21 protein-coding genes are annotated in these 20,229 nt (G+C 46.5%); 4 read left to right on the top strand and 17 right to left on the bottom strand.

Features of this window, described 5'->3' with window-relative positions; genetic code table 11:
- Positions 1–2: 2 nt before the first annotated feature.
- From DLM76_RS08415 to DLM76_RS08390, 6 genes are all read right to left on the bottom strand, one after another.
- Positions 3–707: a glycosyltransferase gene (locus DLM76_RS08415; RefSeq protein WP_118964904.1), complete on the bottom strand. Its 705-nt coding sequence runs from the start codon at positions 705–707 to the stop codon at positions 3–5.
- Positions 704–1,741: an NAD-dependent epimerase/dehydratase family protein gene (locus tag DLM76_RS08410; protein ID WP_118957901.1), complete on the bottom strand. Its 1,038-nt coding sequence runs from the start codon at positions 1,739–1,741 to the stop codon at positions 704–706. The genes DLM76_RS08415 and DLM76_RS08410 overlap by 4 nt, the downstream gene beginning before the upstream one ends.
- A gap of 52 nt (positions 1,742–1,793) precedes the next feature.
- Entirely contained in the window at positions 1,794–3,239 is a 1,446-nt protein-coding gene (locus tag DLM76_RS08405) for a sugar phosphate nucleotidyltransferase (RefSeq protein WP_118964903.1), read from the bottom strand.
- Positions 3,240–3,363: 124 nt separating this feature from the next.
- Positions 3,364–3,621 carry a hypothetical protein gene (locus DLM76_RS08400; RefSeq protein WP_118957925.1) on the bottom strand — a complete coding sequence of 86 codons (258 nt, stop codon included), beginning with the start codon at positions 3,619–3,621 and terminating at the stop codon, positions 3,364–3,366.
- Between the two features lie 330 nt (positions 3,622–3,951).
- Complete coding sequence (mltG, locus tag DLM76_RS08395; RefSeq protein WP_118957903.1) at positions 3,952–4,968, bottom strand: endolytic transglycosylase MltG; 1,017 nt, start codon at positions 4,966–4,968, stop codon at positions 3,952–3,954.
- 91 nt (positions 4,969–5,059) lie between these two features.
- Positions 5,060–5,623: a phosphoribosyl-AMP cyclohydrolase gene (locus tag DLM76_RS08390; protein WP_118964902.1), complete on the bottom strand. Its 564-nt coding sequence runs from the start codon at positions 5,621–5,623 to the stop codon at positions 5,060–5,062.
- 251 nt (positions 5,624–5,874) lie between these two features.
- On the opposite strand from DLM76_RS08390, the gene DLM76_RS08385 reads away from it, so the two are divergent.
- The gene (locus DLM76_RS08385) at positions 5,875–6,762 is read left to right on the top strand and encodes a bile acid:sodium symporter family protein (RefSeq protein ID WP_241548201.1); all 888 of its coding nucleotides are present in this window, start codon (positions 5,875–5,877) and stop codon (positions 6,760–6,762) included.
- 130 nt (positions 6,763–6,892) lie between these two features.
- Here the strand turns inward: DLM76_RS08385 and DLM76_RS08380 are convergent, their stop codons facing one another.
- The 5 genes from DLM76_RS08380 to DLM76_RS08360 all read right to left on the bottom strand — a co-directional run bounded on the left by DLM76_RS08380 (position 6,893) and on the right by DLM76_RS08360 (position 10,887).
- The gene (locus tag DLM76_RS08380) at positions 6,893–7,246 is read right to left on the bottom strand and encodes a single-stranded DNA-binding protein (protein ID WP_118957905.1); all 354 of its coding nucleotides are present in this window, start codon (positions 7,244–7,246) and stop codon (positions 6,893–6,895) included.
- Positions 7,247–7,332: 86 nt separating this feature from the next.
- Complete coding sequence (locus DLM76_RS08375) at positions 7,333–8,055, bottom strand: SCO family protein (protein ID WP_118957927.1); 723 nt, start codon at positions 8,053–8,055, stop codon at positions 7,333–7,335.
- A 59-nt stretch (positions 8,056–8,114) separates the two neighbouring features.
- On the bottom strand, positions 8,115–8,675 hold the full coding sequence (locus DLM76_RS08370; protein ID WP_118964901.1) for a toxin-antitoxin system YwqK family antitoxin: 561 nt from the start codon (positions 8,673–8,675) through the stop codon (positions 8,115–8,117).
- Positions 8,662–9,558: a YHYH protein gene (locus DLM76_RS08365; protein ID WP_118964900.1), complete on the bottom strand. Its 897-nt coding sequence runs from the start codon at positions 9,556–9,558 to the stop codon at positions 8,662–8,664. The genes DLM76_RS08370 and DLM76_RS08365 overlap by 14 nt, the downstream gene beginning before the upstream one ends.
- 102 nt (positions 9,559–9,660) lie before the next feature.
- Entirely contained in the window at positions 9,661–10,887 is a 1,227-nt protein-coding gene (locus tag DLM76_RS08360; RefSeq protein WP_147455784.1) for a helix-turn-helix domain-containing protein, read from the bottom strand.
- A gap of 61 nt (positions 10,888–10,948) precedes the next feature.
- On the opposite strand from DLM76_RS08360, the gene DLM76_RS08355 reads away from it, so the two are divergent.
- The 3 genes from DLM76_RS08355 to DLM76_RS08345 are packed head-to-tail and all read left to right on the top strand — an operon-like array spanning position 10,949 to position 14,888.
- Positions 10,949–11,677 (top strand): ABC transporter ATP-binding protein, encoded by a 729-nt coding sequence (locus tag DLM76_RS08355; RefSeq protein ID WP_118957909.1) that lies wholly within the window; start codon positions 10,949–10,951, stop codon positions 11,675–11,677.
- Positions 11,678–11,706: 29 nt separating this feature from the next.
- A complete protein-coding gene (locus tag DLM76_RS08350) occupies positions 11,707–14,013 on the top strand; it encodes an ABC transporter permease (RefSeq protein ID WP_241548200.1) in 2,307 nt (768 codons plus the stop codon).
- A gap of 2 nt (positions 14,014–14,015) precedes the next feature.
- Entirely contained in the window at positions 14,016–14,888 is an 873-nt protein-coding gene (locus DLM76_RS08345) for an efflux RND transporter periplasmic adaptor subunit (protein ID WP_118957911.1), read from the top strand.
- A gap of 154 nt (positions 14,889–15,042) precedes the next feature.
- Here DLM76_RS08345 and DLM76_RS08340 read toward each other — a convergent pair whose 3' ends face one another.
- The 6 genes from DLM76_RS08340 to DLM76_RS08315 all read right to left on the bottom strand — a co-directional run bounded on the left by DLM76_RS08340 (position 15,043) and on the right by DLM76_RS08315 (position 19,872).
- Entirely contained in the window at positions 15,043–15,312 is a 270-nt protein-coding gene (locus DLM76_RS08340; RefSeq protein WP_118964897.1) for a hypothetical protein, read from the bottom strand.
- The gene (locus DLM76_RS08335; protein WP_118957913.1) at positions 15,302–15,856 is read right to left on the bottom strand and encodes an RNA polymerase sigma factor; all 555 of its coding nucleotides are present in this window, start codon (positions 15,854–15,856) and stop codon (positions 15,302–15,304) included. Before DLM76_RS08335 ends, DLM76_RS08340 begins: the two co-directional genes overlap by 11 nt.
- Positions 15,846–16,283 carry a Spy/CpxP family protein refolding chaperone gene (locus DLM76_RS08330; RefSeq protein ID WP_118957914.1) on the bottom strand — a complete coding sequence of 146 codons (438 nt, stop codon included), beginning with the start codon at positions 16,281–16,283 and terminating at the stop codon, positions 15,846–15,848. Before DLM76_RS08330 ends, DLM76_RS08335 begins: the two co-directional genes overlap by 11 nt.
- Before the next feature lie 59 nt (positions 16,284–16,342).
- Positions 16,343–17,026, bottom strand: coding sequence for a response regulator (locus tag DLM76_RS08325; RefSeq protein ID WP_118964896.1), 684 nt, complete (start codon positions 17,024–17,026; stop codon positions 16,343–16,345).
- Between the two features lie 15 nt (positions 17,027–17,041).
- On the bottom strand, positions 17,042–18,349 hold the full coding sequence (locus DLM76_RS08320) for a GAF domain-containing SpoIIE family protein phosphatase (protein WP_158586377.1): 1,308 nt from the start codon (positions 18,347–18,349) through the stop codon (positions 17,042–17,044).
- Positions 18,350–18,585: 236 nt separating this feature from the next.
- Positions 18,586–19,872, bottom strand: a complete 1,287-nt coding sequence (locus DLM76_RS08315; protein ID WP_118964894.1) for a phosphoinositide-specific phospholipase C-related protein — start codon at positions 19,870–19,872, stop codon at positions 18,586–18,588.
- Positions 19,873–20,229: the final 357 nt, after the last annotated feature.

Here is a 20,229-nt window from a genome sequence, read left to right as displayed (position 1 = left end):
TCTTAACCGATCGGATTTAGTTTTCTGCGGAGAAGTTTGAGCGCGAACGAAATCGCCTGTTTTAAGACCCTGCGATTGAAGGAAGAATTGGAAAATACGTAATGAATTCCGACTTCCCGAATCGTGCCTTGATTCTTTGCGACGATGGATAAGGCTTCCATGTGAAAGTCGAACGCGACCGATTCGAGCTTGGACTGTGCGATCCAAGTGAAGGCACGTTTGGAATACTTCCGATAACCGGAAGTGCAGTCTTTCAATCGATAACCGAAAATATCGAATAAGCCGGGAGAAATGCAGTAATTCATCACTTTCGCAGCGAGAAAGGATATTACCTTTCTGTAAAACGGAACCCCATCCGAAGTCACCCGACTTCCGATCACAAGATCCGCATCCGTGTTGATAAACTCGGGAAGCTTATCCGGATCGTGCGAAAGTCCCGCATCCATCGTCACGACGGAATCGTATTTTTTTTCGACGGCGAACTTCATTCCGTCCTGAATTCCGCCGGGGATGTGAGTGTTCTTTTCGTGACGGATCGTAAACAACTTCTTCGGATGTTTTTTGATCAGAGCCTTTAATATATCGGGAGTTTTGTCCTTGGACGCGTCGTCGACGACGACCACGTCCGAATATTTCAAGGCCCGTTCGACGACTTCCCGAATCGTTTCTTCCTCGTTGTAAGCGGGGATTACGACTAAGTTTTTCATTTCTTGACTTCGAATACGGATTTGTCCGCTTCGATCCAGCGGATCAATCTTTCCACGCCTTCCTTCGGCTTGAACTTCGGATTGAATCCGAACTTCTTCGCTTTGGTAATGTCGCAGATAAAATAACGCATATCCCCCGGTCTTTCCACGTCGAATTGAATCTCCTGCTTCTTGCCGAGAATTTCTCCGATCATATGAATACATTCTAATAAAGAAATCTTGTGATCCGGACCGCCTCCGATGTTGAAAACTCCGGGAGTAGGATTTTCGAACCAACGGAGATAACTTTCCGCTCCGTCCGCCGCGTAAAGAATGTCGCGGGCTTGTTTTCCGGTTCCGAAAATTCGAAGAGGCCAACCGAACACCGAACGAATCGCGAAGTTCGCGACCCAACCGTGATCTTCTCCGCCGAACTGACGTTCGCCGTAAATTCCGGTAAAACGGAAAGAAGCGGCCTTGATCTTATACATGTCGACATACGTTCTCACGTAGTGTTCCGCGCTCATCTTAGAAGCGTGTAACGGAGAGATTTCCCCCACCATCACGGGCTGATCCTCTCCGATCGCAACCGGAGTTCTTTCGTACGAAGTCGCCCCTTCTTTGAGAGTATCGTTGATCGAGTTTCCGTAAACGTGAATGGAACTCGTGTTTACGACGGGAATGTTTCTTTTGCGGGCGACTTCGAGAACGTTAAAAGTCCCGACAACGTTAGTCGTCATATCCAGCTCGGGATCTTCCCAAGAAATCGTCATCGCGGGTTGAGCGGCGGTATGAACGATAAAATCGCAGCCCGTCGTGCGGTCCAAAAGGTGTTCGAGATTGCGGATATCGCCCTTAACCATGGTGACTCCGATTCCCTGCAGATAATTCCAGTTATATTCTCTCGTGGCTTCGGTGCCGTAACCGGTTCTTTTCAGTTCGTATTTGGTCATGCTATCGTAGCTGATCACGTCCCAACCTTGTTTGCGGAACAATTCGCAGACGTGAGATCCTAAAAATCCGCATCCGCCGGTTACTAAAACTTTCTTTGCCATAAATATCCCTTTTCTATATTCTAAAATTACGAAATTCTAAATCGATTCGCGTTTAATTTCCGAACCATTTCTTCTTCAACATCAATCGAACGATGGAAAAGAATTCCCGGGCCATGTTCTTTTTCACGGATTCGATCGGACGATAATACGAAATCGGAATTTCGATGCAGCGCATATACGAACGCACCGTTTCCATCATGAGTTCGGGAATGATTCGTTGATCCTTCATTTCGAGATCCGGTTCGATCTTTGCGTACGAATCCTTCCAAATCGCGAAGTAAGAACACATCGCGTCCGTAAAACGCGGTTCCATTCCCCACCAGAAAACCTCGATGAGTTTGCCGAGAATCAGATTGATTACGCGAACGCCCGGAAGAAGATTGGAGCCTTGTTCGATCATCTGGCGGGTCGTTCTTGTTCCGATAACCATATCCGAATCCTTGAGGTATTCCAAAAGTTTCGGATAATCCTTGGACCTGTACGATCCGTCCGGCGTCACTACGATCGCGATGTCCCCGGCTGCAGCGTTGATTCCCTGTTGAACCTGCTTTCCGAAAATATCCTCTTCCCCTTCGGAAGGACACGCGATCACTTTCGCTTTTTCTTTTTTAGAAATCTCTAATGTTTTATCCGTGGAGCCGGCGTCGACCACGAGAATCTCGTCGACCTTGCCTTTAAAATCCACAATCACGTCCGCGATGGAACGTTCGTTGTTTTTCGTGGGAACGATCAATGTCGTTTTAAAACGGGCGAATTCCTCGTTTCGGATTTCGTAAACCGCGTGGTGATAATCCTGCATCGAATTGATGTTGAAGTATTCCACATCGAGGGTCGTAGCGTAAACTTTTCCGCTGTCCTTTGCCATCCGATCGATTACGTCCGTGATCTCGATCACGCCGCTCTTTGCGGAAGGAGGGGTCGTTTTAAAATATTCGAAAAATGCGGGAGTAAAAAGATAACTTCCCAAACCGAGAAGATCGTTCGGAGGGTCGGAAGGTTTTTCCACGAGTTCAAGAATCCGATCCCCTTTGAGTTCCACGGAATAATTCTTCCGGATTCTAGAGAGAAGAGAAGTTTTCTGAACTCCGATGGAAGCGATGAGTTTCGGATATTTCCGAAACGTATCCGTAAACTTCTTGTGGTCGGGATGAAAGTAAAACTCGTCTCCGAGGATCGTGATAAACGGAGAATGGATCTGCGGTTCCAAACTTGCGATATCGCTCGCAAGCCCTTTCGTAGTCCAAGGAGAAGGAATGATTTCGATGTTGCGGTATTTGTTTTGGATCTTTTGGATTTCGGCGATCACCATCTCTTTCAGGTGACCGACCAGGACGTAGATTTTTTTGACCTTGAACGTGTTCTGCATCAGCTCTACGTTTCGTTCGAGGATGGTTTTCCCCTGAAACTCGAACAAGGGTTTAGGAATGTACGTTGTTCGAGGATAGGCTCGGGTCCCCTTGCCCGCCGCAGCGATTACACCGACTTCAATCTTTTCCACTGGAGATAAGCTATTTTTACCGCCCTGGGGTGTCAAAAAGGATTTGGAGACAAGACTTCCGCGAAATCAGGTCCGGTTTAAAGGGAGAATCGTAAAAATCGCTGCTGCAGGAAAATAGTTTTACTTAGGAAGCTTGATTGCGGACCAAAGAGGAGCGGATTCGTAAGAGGTTGTTCTTGATCCTTCTTTTTTGATCCTCGGTCAGGAAGATTTCTTTTCGTTCCGCTCTTTGAATGACCAGGTCGGCTTTGGTCACGAACTCGATCGCCGCTTCGTCCAGGGATTCGCGGTTTTTCTGTTTTTCACGAAAGACGTTCAGGGCTTTCTGAACTTCGATCAGCTCTTGCGTTACGTTTTTGATTTCCAGGTCGCGAGTTTTCATACGATAGCTTCCGATCCAAGAACGGTCCCAAGGAACTTCGTTTCCGAATCGGCTTGGACCTTCTTTTCTTAATTCGACAATATCTTTCCTTTTCTGTACAGAAGAATTTTTAAACGGACCGGGCCTTTTTGCGCTAGAGATGTGGAGCGTGCAACGCAGTCGGCGGAAGCCGACCGAAGGCGAAGCCGGAGCGCGGAACAAGCTCGGCCTGCGATTTTTTTAATACGATCCGCGTTGATCGTTCGGATCGAGCAGGAGCGCCCGAATCGATCCGAACGCCGCCCGCTTTCTAAAAGCGATGTCGGTTTAACAAACCTTCGCGTCCGCTTTTTAGTCGTAAAGAACGTCGATGTATTTCTTCTTCGCTTCCAAGTGTTCCTTGAGTGTTTTTGCGAAGTAGTGATATCCGTCCCCTTTCAAAAGGAAGAATAGATATTCCGATTCTTTCGGATAAAAGGCCGCTTCGAGAGCCGGATATCCAGGATTGGAAATCGGTCCCGGCGGAAATCCCTTGTTCAAATACGTGTTATACGGAGAAACGATCTTCAGATCCTTTTCGAAAATCCGGCTGTGCGGCTTATCAAAAAGATATTGAATCGTCGCGCAGGATTCCAAAGGCATATCTCGTTTGAGACGGTTGTTGAAAACGCCCGCCATCAAAGGACGTTCCTCGTTTCGTTTCGCTTCACGTTCGACAACCGAAGCTAATATTACGAATTTATGAAGTTCCGCCGGAGAAAGATCCTTCGCTTTTTCGATCTTCGTGATCCGAACGTAAAAACGTTTCAACATCATCCGCACGATCTTATCCACAGGATAATTGATCGGAATGCTGTATGTTTCGGGAAATAAATATCCTTCCGCGGAAGTCGCCGGAATTTTGAACTCCCGCAACAGTTCGGGTTCGCTCGCCGCAAGTAAAAAATCCTGACGTTTGGAAATGATCTTTTTGGAGGTTAGAAGATCTCCGATTTGACGGTTGTTGTAACCTTCCGGAATCGTAAAGTGAACGAGTTTGACCTTTCCTTCCGTGATGACCTGAAGAATCTTTCTCGAATCCATTCCGTCGTTGATCTCGTAAAGTCCCTGTTTGATCTTTCCCGCGCTTCTCGTAAAACGAACCAAGTAGAGAAAGTATTTGGAAGACTTGATCATCCCGTGCGTGGACAACGTTTCCACGATCTTGCTCGGGGTGTCGCCCGATTCGATCAAAAGATCGATCTTGGTTTGACCCGCGCCGACCGCTCCTCCTTTGAGTTCGTCTACGATGAAGAAGGCGGTGATCGCGATCAGCAAAAAGACTCCGATCGTAAGTCCGGAGTATATCAAAAATTTCTTTAGATTCATAAGCGCACGTATTTCCTGAAAATGTTGGAACTCCTTCTTTCTCTTTATCCTTCGGCGAATTTTCGAATCGGTTCAGGGTCAGAATGCAATTTCAGCTCTTTTCTGGAAGAAAATTTCGAGGGACCGGAAGCGGTTTCCATTCTCCGTTCGGCGTTCTTTCCCGAAAAAAACAACTGTAATATCCTTCGTGGCAAGCCGCCACTTCCTGCTCCACTTGATAGACCAAAAAGGAACGGTCGGACGGCGTTAGAATCCGAAGAATTTTCTGCGTATGTCCCGAAGTATCGCCTTTTTTCCAGAGTTGGTTTCTGGAACGGCTGAAGTAATGTGCGTAACCGGTTTCGATCGTAAGCGTTTGACTTTTTTCGTTTCCGAACGCCTGCATGAGAATCTTGCCTTGCGGATCGATCGCGACCACGGGAATCATTTCGTTTTTAGGGAGAAGCAAAGGTTCCCGCACCGTTTCAAACGACAACGGTGAGAAGTTTGTATGAAGAAATAAAACCGTGTCCTCGTCGCAATCGACTTCTTCTCGAAATCCTTGCGGGAGGGAATTTCGATAATGCGGTAATTCTTCCTCGGGGATTCGGGTCAGAGAGGAAATGGAACGGGTCGGTTCTTGGACTTGCAGGATTGTGATTTTGCGGGAACTCATAACGTAACTTGAACTGTGGGAACTCCTTCGTTTCGGTAAGAAGCTAATTTTTTGGAAAGTGTGGGAACTCTTACAACCAAGATTTTTGAAATTCGAATTGAGTCCATTGGAAAGCAGTACCGATGATTTGTCGGAACAACTTGTGTTGGAACTCCTTCATTTTCCAAATCCTTCGGTGAAATCCCATTTCCGTCCCGTGTAGGATCTCCTACTTTCTTGGACTCTCCGGTTCAAAAACGGGAGCCTTATCTTTGATTGCAATTTTAGGAAATCGGGAAAAATTGCAAAGAATTATGTTGGAAGCCGCTTTGATCGTATTGGCCTTATCTTCGATGAGTTCCCTCGGTTTGGAATTGATTCCGGCCCAACTCGATTCGATCCGTAAAACCGCTCTGACCGGACTCGGGGTTTGTTTGTTGAATCTCATTACCCTTCCGATTCTCGCGTTTCTACTTTGCAGAATGTTCGAACTTTCTCCCGCGATCAGCTTGGGAATTTTTCTCTGCGCTTGTTCGGGCGGAGGAGCCTCGGCCGGACTTTTTATCTTAAAAGCGAAGGGTGCGCCCGCAACCGGAGCGGTTCTGTTGAGTCTTTTGAATTTCACGAGCCTATTTTCCGCACCGATTCTCATCACCTTGTATGGCGGAAATTCGCTTTCGGAAATCGGACAAACCTTTTCGGTTCTTCCGAAACTTCTTTCGATCGGACTCGTATTTTTCGGACTTCCTTTGGGATTGGGGATATGGACTCGAAGAACCAACGAGCCTTTGTCGTTGCGCATTCTTCCCATTTTGGTAAGAATCAGCAACGTCTCGCTTGCATTCTCGATTCTTTATTTAGGAATCAAATACGGAAAAGAAATTTTAGAATTCGGAATTTTGATCTGGGTCGTTCTGTTTCTTTTGATCGGCGTTTCGTTTACGAGCGGGATTTATCTTTTCCGAGAAAAAACGGACGATCGAAGAAGCATCGGAATCGTAAGCGGAATCCGCAATCTTTCTCTCGCGTTGCTGCTCGCGCAGGAACAATCCGGCGATCCCAAGGTTTTGATCACGATTTTACTTTACGGATTTATAATGTATTTGGTCGCATTTCCCGCTTCTCTTTTCTGGAGAAGATGGAAAAACGTTACGCTCTGATTTTATAAAGAATTCAATTCGATTTTGCCCTCGGATCGCAAAGATCTTAGCAGAAGCGTTCGATTCTTCCGAAATCAAAACTCCGACGAGCGCCTTGGAGACGCCCGTCGATGATTCTCCTTACGTAGATTTACGCCGCTTCCCTTTCTTTCCTTCCCGGCAAACCGTCAAAACGAACCGTATGACCGATCACTTTCAACTTGCTCCGATTGCTTCCGTCTTGGGCCTTCCAACGGTCTTGACGCAATTCTCCGATTACGGTAGCTTTCTTTCCCTTTTTGAGATATTCGTTCGCATTGACCGCTTGTCTCTCCCACAACTCGATTTCCACATACGAGACCTCGCCCGGCTCTTCGGGAGTGGACTTGTAATCGTGATTGACCGCGAGTGTGAACGTCGCGACGTTCTTGCCGCTGTTTAAGGTTTTGAGTTCCGGATCGGCCGTGAGATTTCCGTCCAGAATGATATGCGCTAAATTTTTCATACGATACTCCTGTATGCGAGGAAGAATTCTCCCTCGCTCGAAGCGGTTCCACGCGTGCAAAGTCGAGCGCGGAAATTCGAATTTTTTTAAGGAAAATTTCGATGGAAGGAAACCGCCGCGCTCTTTCGATCCTCTTGTTTTAAGGTTTCCAGTTCGATCTTGAGCCGTTCCAAATCCCCGTATCCTTTCGCCCGGTAAATTCCTCTTAAATATTGTTTCCGGTCGAGAAGAAAGACGTTCTCGGTATGAACGAAATCGTTGAGATCGTCCTTCCCCTGAATGACTTTGACGTCCGCGCCGAATTCGTTTCTCGCAAGATTGTAGATCGTTTTTTGAGAACCCGTCAAGAAGGTCCAATTGTTTTGAGTGATCTTATATTGGTTTCTAAACTTCTTGAGAATCTCGACGTTATCGATCTCGGGATTGATCGAAATCGAAACGATCTGAACGTCTTTTTGATCCGCGATCTTAGGAACAAAGTTCATCATGTTGCGCGTGATCATCGGACAAATTCCCTTGCACTTCGCGTAAAAGAAAACGACCAACGTGTATTTGTCCCTCAAATCGCGGTTGTTGAATTCCTTGTTCTCGTGCGAAACGAGAGAAATTTCAGGTATTCTTTTAAGATCCTCCGGAAGTTTCCCGTCCGCTTCCGGCCAAAAAGGATCCATCACGGCTCCTTTAAAATACGGAAGAATTCCCGCTTTCGGCGAGGAAGAATACGTCAGTTCGGGATTAAACTTCTCCTTTTGCTCGTCGCAGAAAACAAACAAAAAAATAATAAAAATGGAATATAATACTTTTATCATAACGTTTTTGATTTTTATTTCAAGATTCTTGTTTTTGAACTTTTCGGGAACCCGAATATTCAATCGGCTTTTTTAATGGGCTCGCAAATTTTGCTTCCCGGAAGACCCACGGAACTTCCGTCGACGGCGATCACGGTATTCATATAAATCTGTCCGTTTCGATTCCACTTTTTCACCGCGATCAGTTTTCCGTTCTCGTCGAATTTTTCGTAAAGGGAAGGTTTTCCGTTCTCATGCCATTCCCAACGGTCGTTTACGTATTTTCCGGAACGAAACTCCGAGTAAAATCGGTTGTTTCCGTTCGGAAACCAGGCCCTGTGAACTCCTTCTTTCAATCCTTCCCGAAAGAATCTCCGTTCCATCACGCGGCCTTCCTTGTTGACGGAAAGAAATTCTCCGTCCTCCAATCCGCCCCTATAACGGGCAGTTTGTGTTTCGCCTAACGCGAAAACTTCCGTTTTCAGGACTCCGGTAAAGAGCATTCGTTTGTAATAGAGTTTGTCCTTAAAGAAGACAAGATTCGGATCGGTGTGTTCCACCGTATCGCCTCCTCGACAGCCGATCGACAGAAGGGCCGTCAAGAAAACGAGAATAAGCGAAATCGGTTTAGTTGGAAACACTTCCGATGACACCGTAAAAATACGATCCCATGAGAGTCTTGATCGTTGCGGTTGCGTCCATTACGTAGTGATAATGATAGGTAGCAGTGGGAAAGTGAACCGTTGCTCTAGTGTGGCCGTGTAAAGAATCTAAATCGCCAGGAACAAAATCGTCTCCCGTTGCGGCGGTTGCGTTATCGCATTTTTCACCGTAGACCGCGTAACCGTCCAAGATAATTCCGATCAAATTCGCGTCGTTGTTGCTGACTTTCGTAACGGCCGCGTGATGGTGATAGACCCCTTGGTTCTGCGGGTGACCACCGAAGTTGTCGAACGTCATCGCTTCGACCGCGAGCGTATCGGGAGGAGCCGCAGCATTGTTGAAGATCGCAAGACCGTTCACCGTGATTCCGATGGAAACGAGTCCGCCTTGCGTGCTCACCGTTCCCGTTCCTTTCGTAGGAGTGGAAGGAATCGCATAAACCAGTCGTTGGCTGGAAATCGAGTTGTTCCCCGCAGGGCTGTTTCCACCGGGAAGGGCTTCGTATAAAGGAGAAGTGCTTCCATAATAATAACTTTTCGTATTCGGGACGTTCTGCGATTTAAAAATGTAGCTCGAACCCGAAACATACGCCGTAGAACATTTAAAGTTGTCCTTTATCCAAGAAGGAAGGGCCGTATCCATACAAGTGACGACCCCCGTTACACAACCGGAGGAAGAATCCACAGTAGCCGTACTTTTTGAGACGGTGGTTCCGGTAGTTGCAAGACTTCCGTTACAGAAACCGGTTGCCGCGATCACACCCAGGGTTGCGATCGTAAGATCGTCGTCACTATTGGAATCTTTTTTACAGACTACAAAAGACAGTAAGATTAGTAAAATTAGAATCGATTTTTGAATCATATTTTCTCCTTTAAATCGAGCGCCCGTGTCGAGGCAGGCACCCTTTTGCAATGGCACTCAAGTATAAGCAAGTGGACGAAAATCGTCGACCGAACAAATCGGCTAAGACTCTTTTTTTTGTTTTTTTTCGGAAAGATACAAAGAAGGAGTCGTTCCCGTAATTCTTTTAAAGGATTGATTGAACGTGGACTTGGAATTGAAACCCGCATCAAAGGCCAAACTCAGAACCGCGATCTTTTCTTCCGGAGCGGAATCCACTAAACGAATGAATTCTTTCACACGATATTCGTTCACGAAATTATAGAAATTCGTTTCCAATACCTCGTTGAGTGCCTGCGTGATATGAGCCCTCGGAAATTGTAAACGACCCGCGAGTTGGTCCAGGGAGAATTCGCTGTCCAAATACGGCTTTTCGGAATCCATGTGCTGTTTGACCGCTTGAACGTAATTCTGCAGTCGATCCGTTTCCAAACCGGAACGCTCATACTTTCTTTTTTTAATTCCGTCGAACGCGCTCCCCTGACCTAAAAGCCAAGCGGAATGAAGAATGCTCTGCCGAACCCCGAACAAGGAAAAAAGAATCGTAAACGCAAGAATGTCGAAACCTCGGATCGGAGGCAGTAACGGCGGACGTTCGGGAGAATGGGAAACCTGATTCAGCACAAAACCCGCGCCGTGATACAAAACGATCCCGACTACAAGGCCGATCATGACCTTCAACCAACCGAATTGCAGGGATTCGAACAAAGGATTACCCTTCTCCCTTTCCGCTTTTAGAATATAATAAAAACCGAATGCGCAATACGAAAGCAGGGAAAGAAAGGTCGCGATTCGAAGGGCCCATCCTTCCCTTCCGAAAAACCAATCGTAAAACGGTTCCGCAGCCGGTAAGATTCTCAAAGCGCAGAATAGAACGACGAACGTCAAATACGGAACGAAATGAATCCGATCGTTCTTACGAACTCCGAACCCCAAGATATCCTTCAAATACAAAAAGAACAACGGGCCGAACAAAAGCTGCGGTATATGAAAGAAATCGAAATAGATTCTCCCGAAACTTCTCTTGAGAATATGAGCGACGTGAAGACAGCTTAAAGCGATCAGAAAAAACACGAACCATCGATCGAACGAAAAACGATGACGTTTAAACCAAAGAACGAGAACGGAAAAAATCGTGATCGTGAAAGAAATTTCCGGAATCGGCAAACCGGGCGGCGGATGGGGCGGACCGTGAGGAGGCATGGTAAAAAGATATTTCCTTCCGTAAAAAAAGTACGCGAAGTTCGCGGTACGTCCGGTAAAGAATACGATTCCAATGACGTAAATCAAGTCTGAATCGGATAATTTTTGTTTTCCCTCTTTCAAAAAATCCGCAGAATGGCTTCCTGAAATGACGCGGAAAACCGGGAAAAAATCCGAAATCGTATTCGAAGCGCAGGGGATCGGAAAGATCTACAAAATGGGAGAAGTCGAAGTCCCCGCGCTCCACTCCGTAGACTTGGAACTCAGATCCGGAGAATTCGTCGTTCTACTCGGACCTTCCGGTTCCGGAAAATCCACGTTGCTCAACATTCTCGGGGGATTGGATACTCCGACTTACGGCTCGGTCCGCTTTCGAAACAAGGACCTATTTTCTTCGGACGACGAAAGTCTCACACTTTATCGCAGAAATCATATCGGATTCGTATTCCAATTTTATAATCTAATTCCGAGTTTAACCGCTCTGGAAAACGTTTCTCTCGTGACCGAACTCAGTTCCGATCCGATGAGCTCGGAAGAAGCGTTGGACTTGGTCGGCTTGCTCGAACGCAAGGATCACTTTCCGGCACAGTTATCGGGAGGGGAACAACAAAGAGTGGCGATCGCAAGAGCGATCGCAAAACGACCGGACGTTCTCCTTTGCGACGAACCTACGGGTGCGCTCGATTTCAAAACCGGAAGAATCGTATTGGACGCGATTTCGAAAGTCAACGCCGAACTCGGGACGACGACGGTGGTAATTACGCATAACGCGATCATCGCGGAAATGGCGGATCGAGTCATCGAGATGAGGGACGGTTCCGTAACATCCAACCGCAAAAATTCCCGGAAGAAAACATCGGGAGAATTGCACTGGTGAAAATGCTCGATCGAAAAGTCTTTCGGGAAATGAAAACGCTGAAGGCGCAAGGAATCACGATCGCCTTGGTCGTCGCGGCGGGCGTGGGAATTTTCATCTCCTCCCGCAGCGCCTACGATTCGTTATACGAAGCTCGCGCAAAATTTTACGTATCCTCGTATTTTGCGCAGGGATTCGTTTCTCTCAAACGCGCACCCGAATCGACGTTGGAAGAATTGTCCAACGTTCCCGGAATCGGAGTCGTACGGACTCGGATCGTTCAAGACGCCGTCCTCGACATTCCCGGAGAAACGCTTCCCACCGCGGGAAGATTCGTATCCCTCACCGAAGGAATCAATCTTCCGTATCTCCGATCGGGTAGATTGCCGAAAGGGGACAACGAAGTTTTGTTAAGCGAAGCGTTCTCGATCGCGAACAAACTTACGCTCGGAAATCGGATCGTTGGAATACTCCAAGGAGAACGAAGAATTCTGACCGTGGTGGGAATCGCGCTCTCCCCGGAATACGTTTATATCTTTCGAGGCACCAATCCCCTACCCGATGACAAACATTTCGGAATTCTTTGGATGGATCGCAAAGGAATGGAGAACGCCTTCGGAATGGTCGGCGCTTTCAACGATGCGATCTTTACGTTCGCACCCGGTGCGCAACGAACCTCCGTATTAAAAAGAATCGACCGAATCTTGGAAGTCTACGGGGGATACGGCTCGTATGACAGGGACAAACTTCCTTCTCATTCCTTTTTGCGGGACGAGTTCAAACAACTCAAGACGATGGCGTATTTTCTTCCCGCGATCTTTTTGGGAGTCGCCGCATTTCTTCTTCATATCGTTTCCACGAGAATCATTTCCAAGGAAAGAGAACAAATCGCCACTCTCAAAGCATTAGGATATTCTGATATAGAAATCGCGCTTCACTATCTGAAGATCATCACGGTCATCAGCGGAATGGGCTCGGTTCTCGGGGTTCTCATCGGAGTTTGGCTCGGAGGAGCGATGACCGATCTTTATTCGGAGTATTATCGATTTCCTCATTTGGACTTTCGTCTCAACCCGTCTCTCGGTTTGATCGGAATTTTAATCGGCATTCTCGCGGGGGCCGCCGGAACCTCGTATTCGATCCTGCGGGTTTTACGTTTGGATCCGGCTCAGGCGATGCGTCCCCCTGTGCCGATGAATTTTAAAAAGAATTGGATCGAAACGTATATCGGCTCCCTTTCGGCTCAATCCAGGATGATTCTCAGAAATCTTACGAGAAGACCGACTCGAACGTTAGTCGCCATTCTCGGAGTTTCGACCTCGGTCATGATCATGGTTTTGGGAATGTTCGCCCGCGACGCGGTCAACGCGATGATCGAAATCCAATTCGATCTTTTACAAAGAGAATCGATCACGGTTTCCTTTTTAGGACCGGTGTCGCAGACCGCCGTGGACGATCTGAGAAAAGACAAAGCCGTGCTGACTGCGGAAGGATATAGAATGATCCCGATTCGAATCCGCATCGGACATCTTTCCAAAGAACTCGCCTTGCAGGGAATTCCCAACGACGCAAAACTCAGAAGATTAGTCGGTAAAAAAAGAAACGTACTGACCCCGCCCACATCCGGAATATTTCTCAATTCGAACGTGGCCGACAAATTAGGAATCAAAACCGGTTCTAAGATCGAAATGGAAGTTCTGGAAGGGAACCGCAAAAAAATCTCAGTACGAGTGGACGGACTCGTGGAGGAACTCCTCGGACAAGGAGCTTATATGGAACTCGTTTCCGTCAATCGATTGTTAGGCGAAGGGGATAACGTGAATCTCATCGCGCTCCGAACGGACACAAAGGAAGAATCCAGATTTTTAGCGGAGTTAAAAGACATGCCGAAAATTTCGGGAGTTTCCACAAGGGAGGGAACGCTCAAGGTCTTTTCCGATACGATGTCCCGAAGTACTCTTGCGACGACCACGATCTTATTCATCTTCGCGGCCGTGATTTCGATCGGAGTCGTTTACAACACCGCGATGATCTCCTTATCCGAACGCGTCTTTGAATTGGGAAGTCTGCGCATTCTCGGATTTACGAAAGAGGAAGTTTTCCAAATCCTTGCGGGGGAATTGGGCTTCGAAATCATAGCTTCCCTTCCAGTGGGATGTCTGCTCGGTTATTTCTGCGCGTATCTTTTGATGAACACGGTCGAAACGGAAGGATTCAAGATTCCGTTGATCATATCGTATCGAACATACGTAATATCGATTTTCACGACGCTTGGAACCGCGACCTTGAGTTATTTTATTCTATACAGAAAAATCAAAAACATGGATCTTCTTTCCGTATTGAAGATTCGGGAATGATAATGGATCGAAAAGAAATATTCAAACAGATTCTCTCCGATAAAAAGTTTCGGATCGGCGCAGTCGTGTTGATCGTACTCGCGTTCGTTTGGTTTTTACTCCGACCCAAACCTGTGGTTTCTGAAACCGCAAAAATCGTCAAAGGAACCTATCAACAGATCGTGGAGGAAGAAGGAATCACGAGAGTTCGGGAAAAATTCACGATCTATTCTCCCGTAAGCGGCGTATTAAAACGAATTCACAAACACGCGGGGGAATCCGTAAAAAAAGGGGAACTTCTCGCGGTCGTGAAATGGGATATGGATCGTTCGGTCGTATCGCCTATCAACGGTAAGGTGCTGAATATTCTTCGGGAAAGCGAAGGCCCGATCGAAATGGGAACTCCGATCTTGGAAGTGGGCAACACCAATCAGCTTGAAATCGCGGTCGAAGTATTAACTCAGGAAGCGGTTCATCTTCATCCTGGCAACCCCGTGGAAATCGAGGGATGGGGCGGGGAAAAACTCGAAGGCAAGTTGAAACTGGTGGAGCCCGCGGCGTTCACAAAAGTTTCTTCATTGGGAGTGGAAGAACAAAGAGTCCGCGCGATCGTAGACTTCGCACCTCCGCCGGAAATGGGAGAAGGTTTTCAAGTCCGCTGTAAAATCGTAAGCGGGAAAAAGGAGAACCAAATCATCGCACCGACCGCCGCCTTATTCCGCGAAGGTGAGGATTGGTACGTATTCCAAGTTTTAAAAAATAAAGCGAAGAAGACCAAGGTCAAGATGGAAGCGAGAAGCGGAGATAGCGCGTTGATCGTCGAAGGATTGAAAGAAGGAGACGAGGTGATTTTATTTCCGGGAGAAGGAATTCAGGAAGGTTCCAAAATCCGATAAGAAGCCGAAGTCGTTCCATAAATAAAAAAGCGGTCCACAAAAGACCGCTTTTTGTTAAGCGACACAAACGGGAACCTCCTCCATTAAAATACGCATTCAAAAAACGGAATGCGTATTTTCCGATTCAGACGCCCTCCGCTTTTAAGGCCGGTTCTTATTTATCGAGGGCGTTTTCCAACTCCTCAAAAACTCCGATGCTCAAAAGATCGTGATCTCTCGGATCCAGATCGGCATCCTGAAACCAAAAACCCGCATATACGCTCAGTCCTAAAAACAGAACGAGAGAAGCGCCTACCATGCGTTTGTTTCTCGTTTCCCGTTTATCTCTGCGGATCACGTTCGAGGAAATATTCTTCACCCAATCCTGATCTTTTTTTCTTTTTAGGATTTCTCCTTTCATCGGAGAAGCGTTGTTATTCTTCATAAAATTTCTCCTTAGCTCCGACTCGTTTCATCATTTCTTTTCCTCTGGCGGCTCTCGACTTTACGGTACCGGGTTTTACTCCCATCGTTTCGGCGATCTGTTTTTCGGAATAACCCGCAAGATAAAACTCGAGAACCCTTCTGTACTTATCTGGAATTTTAGCCATCAGAGATTGAAGCATTCCGATGACTTCCTGCGAATTCTGTTCCGAATATCTCGAATTTCCGTTCACGTTGGGATGAACGGTGAGGAAGTCTTCTTCTTTTTTGGATTTGGCGAGCTTCTCGGTCCGCTCTTCTTCCCTTCTTAACTTATCGTTCATTCTCAGGGATTCGTTTCTGGCGATCGCGTACAACCAAGTACTCAGCTTTGATTCTTTGCGAAACTGATCCTTTTTAAGGGCTTTGTACGCGCGAAAATAGGTTTCCTGAGCCACGTCGTCGATGGCATAAGAAAACCTCTCTGCGAGGTTCTTTTCGATCGCAGAGAGGACAATGTCCCGAGTGGAACTAACGATTTCTGTAAATTCAGATTCAGTCATCATGATGACGGTGTTTCTGTTGAAACTCTGTAATCAAATCCACTAGTTTATTTCTTTGTTCCGGAGTTAAGACCGCATGAAACTCGATCGCTTTCTTGGTCATAAAAGTTCTCATCTCCGTCATTTTGTTCATCTCGAGTTCGAAGGACTTGTTGATTTTTTTCTCGTCCAAAGTCGGCTGACGGAACTCCGCCAGAGCTTCCGCAGGAATTCGAGGCCCTTGAAGTTTCAGTTCTTTTCTTTTAGACAGAATTTCGTCTTTGATTTTATACAATTTCTCTTTTTGAGAATCGTTCAGATCCAATTCCGAAGTGATCTTCTTAACGACGAACTCCGCCCTTTTTTCAGGAGACTTGTAATATCTACATCCTCCCGCAAACAAAGCCGCAGCCACAAGAATCAGACCGGAAACTTTTAAAAATCCTTTCATTGGATTCCTCCCATTTTCTAAAGCTCTGACCAAGAGCCGAAGGGCAGGTTCCATTTTTTTCAATGTTCCGTTTGAACTACGATGTCTTCTTTTTGGATTTCGTATTTGATGGCGAGACGGTCTCTGAGGCCGGAAAGAAGTTGTCCCGCGTTTTTAGAATAAAAGAATTCCGGATTGACCTTGATCAAAATGCTTCTCAACGTCGGAAGCTCCTTTAAGAAGAAGGAAACTTCTTGAACGAGTTTTTCGATCCCTTTTCCGTACGGACATCCCTTAAGTTCGATTCCGACTCCGATGCCTTGATCCGTATTCGTGAACGGAAGAATCTCGAACGGAAATTCCTTCTTATCCACAAGAGAATCGCCTTTGATTCCCAGAGCCTGGCAAATCTTATCGATCAACACCTGCGTATCGATCGGCTTCAGAAGATAGGCCACGAGTTTTTTATTATGCGCCGCTTGCATGATCGTTTCTTTTTCGTTGCTCACCGTAAGAAAAATGATCGGAGTCGTACGGTTCGTTTCCGGAATTCTTTCCAAAAGACTCAAGCCGCTCATCTTCGGCATCCTATTGTCCGTTAGAATGAGGTCATAACGCGTCTTCCTGAGTTTGATTTCGGCGGCGATTCCGTCCACGACGTGATCCACGTCGAAGTTGTATCGTTCGAGATGACGTATTAAAAGTTCGGCGTTGCTTTCATCGTCTTCCGCCAACAGGATGGAATAAGTCGGGGCAACCTTCATAAGAGCAGAAATCTCCTAAGGAATTCTTCTTTCAAGCGCAAGGATCGTCAAGTCGTCCGTAAAACCCTCGTGTGCGACTCCCATAAAACGATTCAGCTCGGAAAAGACTTTTTGACAAAGACCGTCCAAGGTTTCGTTTTCATGAGAATCCAAAACCGCGAGAAGTCTTTCTTCGGAGAACATTTCCCGATCCTCGTTAAAAGCTTCTATGATTCCATCGGTATAAAGAACAAGTCGGTCTCCCGCGTCAAGATGAAACAAAACCGTTTCGAGCTTCAGCGGAATCAAATCGGTCAACAACGCCCCGGTCCGGTTGAATACGGTAGGCTTCTTCCCTTTTTGAAGAAGGACCGGAGGACAATGACCCGCGTTCGTCATTTTACCTTCTCCGGTTTTGACGTTCAGCGAGCCGAGAACGGCGGTGATAAAATGACCGGCGAATTTTCCGCAAAGGGATTCGTAGATCTGCGTGATTCCATATTCAGGATCTTGAATGAACGATCTCCAGTTCGGATAGGACATCTTGACCATCGAAGCGAGAAGCGCCGCCGAAACCCCGTGGCCGGAAACGTCGCAGATGAAAAATCCGAGAACGTCGTTCTCCTCGTCGTAGATAAAATCCACGAAGTCCCCGCCGAGATCCATCATCGGAGTGTAAAGATATTGAAGATCGAGATATTTCGATTTTGGCAAAACGGAAGGAAGAAGCGCGCCTTGGATTTTTTTGGCCATCTTGATCTGATGTTCCAATTCTTCCTTTTGACTCAGGATGATTCTCGTTCTCGCTTTGACGGTATGTTCGAGACGTTCATTCGCTTTTTTTAATTCGTCTTGAGCCTTCTTTCTTTCCACGGCTTGAAAGATGCGGGGAATCATATCGGCCAGCGAGCCGACAAAGGTCTGCTCTTCCAAAGTCCAAGCGCGGGGTTTGCCGACTTGTTCGTTGCAGATGATACCGAGAAGTTTTCCGTCCATCAGGATCGGAGCGTCGAGCATGGAAGCGATGTTCAGAGGAATAAGATAGTTCTGCGCGAATTCCTTCGTGCTTTCGTCGGTCACAGCGTCGTCCGCGATGATCAATCTTTGGTGTTGAAGAACTTCGAAATATTTCGGAAAATCTTGTTGAAAGAGTTCCATTCCGGAGTTGTGGGAATTCTCTGAAAGAATAAAGAGATCCAAACACTGAATGGAAACCTTCAGTTCCTTATAGAACCAAATGCTGCAGCGTTCGCAATGCAAAGCTCTTGCGATCGATTCCGTAAGAACGTGCAACGCAGCGTTCAAATCGCCGCTGTCGATGACCGGATTTTTCGCCAAGGACATCAGTTCCTTATTAAAGCGACGGAGGGTCTCCTCCTTGGTTTCGATCGTTTCGGGGGCCATCTTGATTGAATGAGAGCGGTTTCGCTTAATATCCTGAAATTTAGGTCATAAGACTGTCACAAAAATAAGAAATTTCCATCTATTTTTGTTCCTCCGTTTCAAATAATTAGGACAAAAAAAGGGGACGGATCTGCATCCGTCCCGCGAAGATTCTTTAAAAGAGTGGCTTGAAAACGTTAGTTGCCAGGAGTCCAGTTTCCTTCGGAGCCTTGATCTGTAAGGTTCAGCCAAAGATCGCCCGCGCCCGCCGCGCTCTTCGCTTCCAGAAGTTTTTTGTTTTCATACGGAGTCAAAGGAGCGGAGAATTTAAAACGACCAGCGGTTTCCGCAGAACACTGGGAATTACCGGAAGACCAAGAACCGCCGCCTGAGGTCACATACCAGTTACCGGTAGAATCCTTACAAGAGAAACGGTTTGCAGCGGAACAGTTGAGATCGTTCCATCTTCCGTTGCTCCACATAACGGCGCAGTTTTCGTTGCCCGCCCAGTTGTTCGGTTCGGAAGCATTCCAGGACCAGATCGCTTGTTTCGCAAAATCGGGATCGAACTGATCGATTCCGAAAACGTTCACTTCGCAGGAAAGCATGGAGGAAATATTAGCGTTTGTGAATGAACCGCTTTCTTTCACGCCGTCGTAAAAGCCGAAGTAATTCGTAGTATCGTTGAAGAAACGCACCATCGTGGAATTGTAAGTCGCTCTGGAATAATTGCAGTCCGGATAACCGCGGAAATTTTTCGGACTTCCCGTTGTGGAACCGAAAAAGATTCTTTTGAAATAAACGCTCCATTGAGAATCGTAGCAGCCGTTGCTCATCAGAAGAATTCTTCGATTGGAAGAAACCATATCGCCGAGTTTCGGCATATTCTCCGGGGCAGGAACGTCCGAACAACTTCCCGAATAACGATACAACCAAGGATCGAGATAATCCTTCAGCGTTTGAAGAGCTTCGGAAGAATGACCGTCGAATTTATCTTCGATATAAAGAAGAAGAACTTCGTTACGGTTCGCGGGATTGGAAACCCAAGCACGAACTTCTTCGAGACCTTTGTAAAAAGGACGATCGAAAACGTTGCAGCCGACGTGACTATCTTGCCCGTGACAAAGAAGAAGTTCTTTGCGCGCGCGCAGACCCAAGGTCCAATGAATGTCCAATTCGATAAAGCGTGCGCCTAATCGAAGTTGTTCGCCGATCGAATATTTTTGATTCGGAAACGCGTATGAGAAGAACGGTCCCGCATACGATTTGCTGTTATAAGAGTTATGGGTTCCGTAAAAAAGAGCCCGATGAACCGGAAGGTTCGCGTTGACTTGGGTTTTTCTCTGAATGGAAAGAACCTTGTTTTCGAAAGATTTTTCAAAAACGTCGATCGGATTTTCCACCACCGCTCCGCGGCTTGCGTAAAGATTCCCCATCGCTCCCAAAACGAGAGAAATGGCGAGAATCGATAGAATTCTCTTCATATGTTTCACCTTTTGTATATTTTGCTTTTCCCGAACGGGAAATTTTCACTGAACGAGCATATTAGCCGAATTGCTCCAAAACCCACTTATATTCCGCTTACAAAGAATTCTTTTTTGGAAGGGAAAACGGAAAAAACGAAAGATCAGAGACGGTCGCTTTCCGTATATTATACTTTCCGAATATGTTCTATAAAAAATCGCGAAAAATGCGAGCTTCTACTCGGATTACCGAAGATTCAAAATGCTTCAAATCGAAAGGTAAATTATGGATTCTGAATATTTAAGACAGAATTTTGACACAAACAAAATTCCGTTTTTCGGCGGTAAATTATTTTTTTATTTGAGAATCAGGCTCGT

The sequence above is a fragment of the Leptospira yasudae genome (assembly GCF_003545925.1).
GTDB lineage: Bacteria > Spirochaetota > Leptospiria > Leptospirales > Leptospiraceae > Leptospira > Leptospira yasudae.
The sequence above is the reverse complement of the archived record's forward strand: the minus strand, read 5'-3'. Positions and strand labels throughout refer to the sequence as shown.